Annotated in this window: 7 protein-coding genes and 1 pseudogene; all 8 read left to right on the top strand. The window is 70.8% G+C overall.

Annotation, left to right across the window (positions count from 1 at the left end; all coding sequences use genetic code 11):
- The first annotated feature begins 36 nt into the window (after positions 1-36).
- On the top strand, positions 37-747 hold the full coding sequence (locus tag JNW89_RS03820; RefSeq protein WP_309139945.1) for a demethylmenaquinone methyltransferase: 711 nt from the start codon (positions 37-39) through the stop codon (positions 745-747).
- An 86-nt stretch (positions 748-833) separates the two neighbouring features.
- Complete coding sequence (locus JNW89_RS03825; RefSeq protein WP_238447722.1) at positions 834-1,058, top strand: hypothetical protein; 225 nt, start codon at positions 834-836, stop codon at positions 1,056-1,058.
- A gap of 134 nt (positions 1,059-1,192) precedes the next feature.
- Entirely contained in the window at positions 1,193-2,470 is a 1,278-nt protein-coding gene (locus JNW89_RS03830; protein WP_238447723.1) for a geranylgeranyl reductase family protein, read from the top strand.
- A gap of 133 nt (positions 2,471-2,603) precedes the next feature.
- Complete coding sequence (locus tag JNW89_RS03835; RefSeq protein ID WP_088959279.1) at positions 2,604-2,969, top strand: NADH-quinone oxidoreductase subunit A; 366 nt, start codon at positions 2,604-2,606, stop codon at positions 2,967-2,969.
- Between the two features lie 14 nt (positions 2,970-2,983).
- Positions 2,984-3,486 (top strand): annotated as a pseudogene (locus JNW89_RS03840) (NuoB/complex I 20 kDa subunit family protein); the annotation flags it as partial.
- A gap of 170 nt (positions 3,487-3,656) precedes the next feature.
- Positions 3,657-4,394, top strand: coding sequence for an NADH-quinone oxidoreductase subunit C (locus JNW89_RS03845; protein ID WP_238447724.1), 738 nt, complete (start codon positions 3,657-3,659; stop codon positions 4,392-4,394).
- A complete protein-coding gene (locus JNW89_RS03850) occupies positions 4,391-5,716 on the top strand; it encodes an NADH-quinone oxidoreductase subunit D (protein WP_238447725.1) in 1,326 nt (441 codons plus the stop codon). Before JNW89_RS03845 ends, JNW89_RS03850 begins: the two co-directional genes overlap by 4 nt.
- On the top strand, positions 5,713-6,490 hold a 778-nt coding region (gene nuoE, locus JNW89_RS03855), incomplete at its 3' end, for an NADH-quinone oxidoreductase subunit NuoE (protein ID WP_238447726.1). The genes JNW89_RS03850 and nuoE, both read left to right, overlap by 4 nt.

Below are 6,490 nucleotides of genomic sequence, written 5' to 3' on the forward strand. Positions count from 1 at the left end.
GGCCGCCGGGCGGAGCCGGGCTGGCAGAGTGGAGGGGTGAGCCGTACCCCGCAGGGCCAGCGCGCCAGCCTGGACAAGCAGCCGCACGAGGTCGCCGCGATGTTCGACGGCGTGGCGGCCCGCTACGACCTGACCAACACCGTCCTCTCCTTCGGGCAGGACCGGTCCTGGCGGCGGGCCACCCGGGCCGCGCTCGACCTGCGGCCGGGGGAGCGGGTGCTGGACGTGGGCGCGGGCACCGGGGTCTCGACCGAGGAGCTGGCCCAGTCCGGGGCGTACGCGATCGGCGCCGACCTGTCGCTGGGGATGCTGCACGCCGGCAAGCGGACCCGGCCGCAGGTGCCGCTGCTGGCCGGCGACGCGCTGAAGCTGCCCTTCGCCGACGCCAGCTTCGACGCGGTGACCATCTCCTTCGCGCTGCGCAACGTCAACGACACCGACGCGGCGCTGCGCGAGCTGGCCCGGGTGACGAAGCCGGGTGGCCGCCTGGTGGTCTGCGAGTTCAGCACCCCGGTCAACCCCGCCTTCCGCACGGTCTACCTGTCGTACCTGATGCGGTCGCTGCCGGCGGTGGCGCGTGCGGTGTCCAGCAATCCCGACGCGTACGTCTACCTGGCGGAGTCGATCCGGGCCTGGCCGGACCAGGCGGCGCTCGCCGCCCGGATCGGCGCGGCCGGCTGGGCACGGGTGGCCTGGCGCAACCTGACCGGCGGCGTGGTGGCGCTGCACCGGGCGATCCGCGACTGACGACGCCGGGCCGGGGCGATCCGGCCAGACCGCTTTCTTTCGTGAATATCCGTCTTTGGTCCACTTTGCCCCGTAGGCTCGCCCCCATGACGGGACCAGAGCAGGTGGGTGAGGCCACCGACGACGACGCCGCCGAACTCATCGCCCAGCTCAAGGAGCTGGCCGGCGCGGATCCCGCGGACGTCCGGCAGGTCGTCGCCGAGGTGCTCGCCGCGCTGGACCGCGCCGCCGGCGGGGCGCTGCGCGAGCACCTGCCCGAGACGATCCGGGTCGACGCCGGCCTGGACACCGCCGCGCCGGCCCGCCCCTGACCTCGGCATGAACGCCGAACGGCGGATTTCCGGCGAGTTAGGTACCCCTCATCCGGCGGTGGTGTAACGCCGGTCATAGACTCCAACCCGATCGGCTTGTGAAGCATTTCACGAGCATGCGGGAGGAGGCGCAGATGACCGCGGTGGAGAACGACGCCGACGTGATCGTCGTGGGCGCCGGTCCCGGAGGATCGGCGACCGCGTACCACCTGGCGCGGCACGGCGTGCGTGTGCTGCTGCTGGAGAAGACCGAGTTCCCTCGGGAGAAGGTCTGCGGCGACGGGCTCACCCCGCGCGCCGTACGGCAGCTCGTCCGGATGGGTGTGGACACCTCACCCGAGGCGGGTTGGCTGCACAACAAGGGCCTGCGGGTGATCGGCGGCGGGGTACGCCTCGAACTGGACTGGCCCGACCTGGCCAGCTTCCCCAACTACGGCCTGGTCCGCACCCGGCTGGACTTCGACGACCTGCTCGCCCAGCGCGCGGTCGCCGCCGGCGCCAAGCTGCGCACCAGCGTGAACGTGATCGGTCCGGTGCTCGGCGCCGACGACCGGGTGATCGGCGTGCAGGCCGAGGTCGGCCCGGAGAAGGAGCCGGCCACCTTCCACGCGCCGCTGGTGGTCGCCGCCGACGGCGTCTCCGGCCGCTTCCCGCTCGCCCTCGGGCTGGCCAAGCGCGAGGACCGGCCGATCGGCGTGGCCGTCCGGCGCTACTACCGCTCGCCGGCCAAGCACGACGACAACTACCTGGAGTCCTGGCTGGAGCTGCGCAGCAAGGACAGCGGCGACAACCTGCTGCCCGGCTACGGCTGGATCTTCGGCCTCGGCGACGGCCGGGTCAACGTCGGCCTGGGCGTGCTCAACTCCTCCTCGGCCTTCGGCAAGACCAACTACCGCCGGCTGCTCACCGACTGGCTGGCCAACACCCCCGAGGACTGGGGGATGACCGACGAGACGAACGCCGAGGGCCCGATCCTCGGCGCGGCGCTGCCGATGGGCTTCAACCGGGTTCCGCACTACACCCGGGGCGTACTGCTGGTCGGCGACTCCGGCGGCATGGTCAACCCGTTCAACGGCGAGGGCATCGCGTACGCGATGGAGTCCGGCGAGCTTGCCGCCGAGGTGATGGTGCAGGCGCTGGCCCGGCCGGCCGGCCCGGAGCGGGAGCGCGCGCTGGCGGCGTACCCGACGGAGCTGAAGGCGCGGTTCGGCGGCTACTACCGGCTCGGCGGGATCTTCGTGAAGCTGATCGGCCGTCCGGAGATCATGCGCATGGCCACCAAGCACGGCATGCCGCACCCGACGCTGATGCGCTTCGTGCTCAAGCTGCTGGCCAACCTGACCGACCCCCGTGGCGGGGACGCGATGGACCGGGTCATCAACGCGATGACGAAGGCGGCGCCAGCCGTCTAGACCACCACGTCCGGGCCGGTGTCGGCCCGGGCGGGGACAGAGATCGACCCCCGCTGGAGGACCCGGCGAGGGACGTGAATAGTGTGATTTTTGTCAAGCACCAGGGGCAGGGGAAGGACGAGCAGGAGAAAAGATGTCGCTCTCGCCTTACGCACCGATCATCGGGCTGTTCGCCCTCGCCGCGGGGTTCTCGCTGTTCTCCGTGGCCGCCGCCCGCTTCGCCGGTCCCCGGCGCTTCAACAAGGCCAAGCTCGAGGCGTACGAGTGCGGCATCGAGCCGAGCCCGCAGCCGGTCGGCGGCGGTCGGTTCCCGATCAAGTTCTACCTGACGGCGATGCTCTTCATCGTCTTCGACATCGAGATCATCTTCCTCTACCCCTGGGCGGTCTCGTTCGACGCCCTGCCGATCTTCGGCTTCGTGGAGATGGTCATGTTCATCGTCGCGGTCTTCGTCGCTTACGCCTATGTGTGGCGGCGCGGCGGCCTGGACTGGGACTGAGGGAGGTACGTCAGATGGGCATCGAGGAGAAGCTCCCCGCCGGCGTCCTGCTCACCTCCGTGGAGAAGCTGGTCAACTGGTCGCGGAAGTCGTCCGTCTGGGGCGCCACCTTCGGCCTGGCCTGCTGCGCCATCGAGATGATGGCCGCCGGTGGCCCGCACTACGACATGGGCCGCTGGGGCATGGAGGTCTTCCGGGCCTCGCCGCGTCAGGCCGACCTGATGATCGTGGCCGGCCGGGTGAGCCAGAAGATGGCTCCGGTCCTGCGCCAGATCTACGACCAGATGGCGGAGCCCCGCTGGGTGCTCTCCATGGGCGTCTGCGCCAGCAGCGGCGGCATGTTCAACAACTACGCGATCGTCCAGGGCGTCGACCACGTGGTGCCGGTGGACATGTACCTCCCCGGCTGCCGCCCCGGCCCGAGATGCTCATCGACGCGATCCTCAAGCTCCGCGAGAAGATCATGTACGAGCCGCTGGGTGCGAACGGCCGCAAGATGCTCCAGGCCCGCCAGGAGCGCGGCGACGTCCCGGTCGTGCCGTACGGCTCGATGCCGTCCTCGTACCGCAACGACAAGGCCCGGCGTGCCGAGTGGACGAAGGCCGTCCGCGAGGGGCGCGAGGAGCAGCTGCGGATCGAGAACTGGATGAACGCCCAGAACCACCTCCACGCGCACGGGGGCCCGAAGTGACCGCACCGAACGACAGGACCAACGACGGCGGGGTGCCGGTACCGGTCACCCCGGCGGGGGCCAGCAGCGGCGCCCCCGCCGAGCACCCGCCGTCCAGCCCGGCCGGCCGCGGCATGTTCGGCAACCAGGGCAGCGGTGACGTCTCCGGCTACGGCGGCCTGGTCCGCCAGCGCCGGCCGATCGAGGAGACTCCCCGGCCGTACGGCGGGTACTTCGACGAGGTCCGCGACGCGCTGGAGGAGGCGTACCCGGCCTTCGGCGACGCGATCGAGAAGGTCGTCGTCGACCGTGGCGAGCTGACCCTGCACGTCCGCCCGGAGCGGATCGCCGAGGTCTGCCAGGTGATGCGCGACGACCTGGCGCTGCGCTTCGAGCTGTGCTCCTCGGTCTCCGGGGTGGACTACCTCGGCGCCGACGACCGGCGGCTGCACGTCGTCTACCAGCTCACCTCGATGACCTACCGGCGTCGGGTCCGGCTGGAGGCCGCGGTCTCCGTCGAGCAACCGCACCTGCCGAGCGTCACCGCCGTCTACCCGACCGCCGACTGGCAGGAGCGGGAGGCGTACGACATGTTCGGCATCGTCTTCGACGGCCACCCCAACCTCACCCGGATCCTGATGCCGGACGACTGGGAGGGGCACCCGCAGCGCAAGGACTACCCGCTCGGCGGCGTGCCCGTCGAGTACAAGGGCGCGGAGATTCCCCCGCCGGACCGTAGGAGGTCCTACCAGTGACCACGTCCAACTACGCGACCGAGCGCGAGACCACCGAGGGCAGGGTCTTCACCGTCACCGGTGGGGACTGGGACCAGGTCGTCGCCGGCACCGACCCGATCAACGACGAGCGGATCGTCGTCAACATGGGTCCGCAGCACCCGTCGACGCACGGCGTGCTCCGGCTGATCCTGGAGCTGGAGGGCGAGACGGTCCGCGAGGCCCGCTCGGTCGTCGGCTACCTGCACACCGGCATCGAGAAGAACCTCGAATACCGCAACTGGGTCCAGGGCTCGACCTTCGTGACCCGGATGGACTACCTCGCCCCGCTGTTCAACGAGACGGCGTACGCGCTGGCGGTGGAGAAGCTGCTCGGCATCACCGACGAGGTGACCGAGCGGGCCAACACCATCCGGGTCCTGATGATGGAGCTCAACCGGATCTCCTCGCACCTGGTCTGGCTGGCCACCACCGGCATGGAGCTGGGCGCGATCTCGATCATGCTCTACGGCTTCCGCGAGCGGGAGTACATCCTCGACATCTTCGAGACCATCACCGGCCTGCGGATGAACCACGCGTACGTCCGGCCGGGCGGGGTGGCGCAGGACGTGCCGGACGAGGCGGTCGCCAAGATCCGCGACTTCCTGAAGATGATGCCGAAGAAGCTCAAGGAGTACGAGGACCTGCTCTCCGGCCAGCCGATCTGGACCGAGCGGACCAAGGGCGTGGCGGTGCTCGACGTGACCGGCTGCGTCGCGCTCGGCGTGACCGGCCCGGTGCTCCGCAGCGCCGGCCTGGCCTGGGACCTGCGCAAGACCATGCCGTACTGCGGGTACGAGACGTACGAGTTCGACGTCCCGACCCACCCGGACGGCGACGTCTGGGGCCGCTACCAGGTCCGGCTGGCCGAGATCCGCGAGTCGCTGAAGCTGGTCGAGCAGGCGCTGGACCGGTTGAAGCCGGGCCCGGTGATGGTCGCCGACCGCAAGATCGCCTGGCCGGCGCAGCTGGCCATCGGCGTGGACGGCATGGGCAACTCGCTGGAGCACGTCGCCAAGATCATGGGTCAGTCGATGGAGTCGCTGATCCACCACTTCAAGCTGGTCACCGAGGGCTTCCGGGTTCCTCCGGGCCAGGTGTACGTCGGCATCGAGTCGCCCCGCGGCGAGCTGGGCGTGCACGCGGTCTCCGACGGTGGCACCCGGCCCTACCGGGTGCACTACCGGGAGCCGAGCTTCGTCAACCTGCAGGCCCTCCCGGCGATGGCCGAGGGCGGCCTGATCGCCGACGTGATCGCCGGTGGCGCCTCGCTGGACCCCGTGATGGGTGGATGTGACCGATGACGACGACTTTCACTGAGCAGACCCGGGAGCGGGCGCGGGAGATCATCGCCCGGTACCCGGCCGACCGGTCCCGGTCGGCGCTGCTGCCGCTGCTGCACCTGGTGCAGTCCGAGGAGGGCTACGTCTCCCCGGCCGGCGTCGAGTTCTGCGCCGAGGTGCTCGGGCTGAACAAGGCCCAGGTCGGCGCCGTGGCGACCTTCTACACCATGTACAAGCGCAAGCCGACCGGCGACTTCCTGGTCAGCGTCTGCACCAACACCATGTGCAACGTGCTCGGCGGCCAGGAGGTCTACGACACCCTCGCCGAGCACCTGGGCGTCGGGCACGACGAGACCACCGCCGACGGCAAGATCACCCTGGAGCACGCCGAGTGCCTCGCGGCCTGCGACTACGGCCCGGTGATGACCGTCAACTACGACTTCTTCGACGGCGTCGACCCGCAGGGCGCGCTCGGGGTGGTCGAGGAGCTGCGCGCCGGTGGCCGGCCGATGCCGACCCGGGGCGCCCGGCTCTGCACGCTCAAGGAGATGGCGGTGCAGCTCGCCGGTTTCGCCGACGAGCGCGAGGGCGCGGTCGCCGACGGCGGGCCGGGCGAGCCGACCTTGCGCGGCCTGCGCCTGGCCGAGCAGCATGGGATCTCGGTGCCCGGGTTCGACCCGAACACCCCGATCCGGAGCAAGGCCGAGGCCGACAAGGCCGCCGCGCAGGCGAAGGCCGCGGAAGCCGCCAAGGCCGAGCCGGCCACGGCCGCGCCCGCGAGCGGCAACGGCGCCA

The organism is Micromonospora sp. 4G55 (assembly GCF_016803375.1).

Excerpts from the sequence above, each read along its gene's own strand:
- JNW89_RS03825 (WP_238447722.1), top strand. The coding sequence starts at position 834 with ATGACGGGACCAGAGCAGGTGGGTGAGGCCACCGACGACGACGCCGCC.
- JNW89_RS03830 (WP_238447723.1), top strand. The coding sequence starts at position 1,193 with ATGACCGCGGTGGAGAACGACGCCGACGTGATCGTCGTGGGCGCCGGT.
- JNW89_RS03835 (WP_088959279.1), top strand. The coding sequence starts at position 2,604 with ATGTCGCTCTCGCCTTACGCACCGATCATCGGGCTGTTCGCCCTCGCC.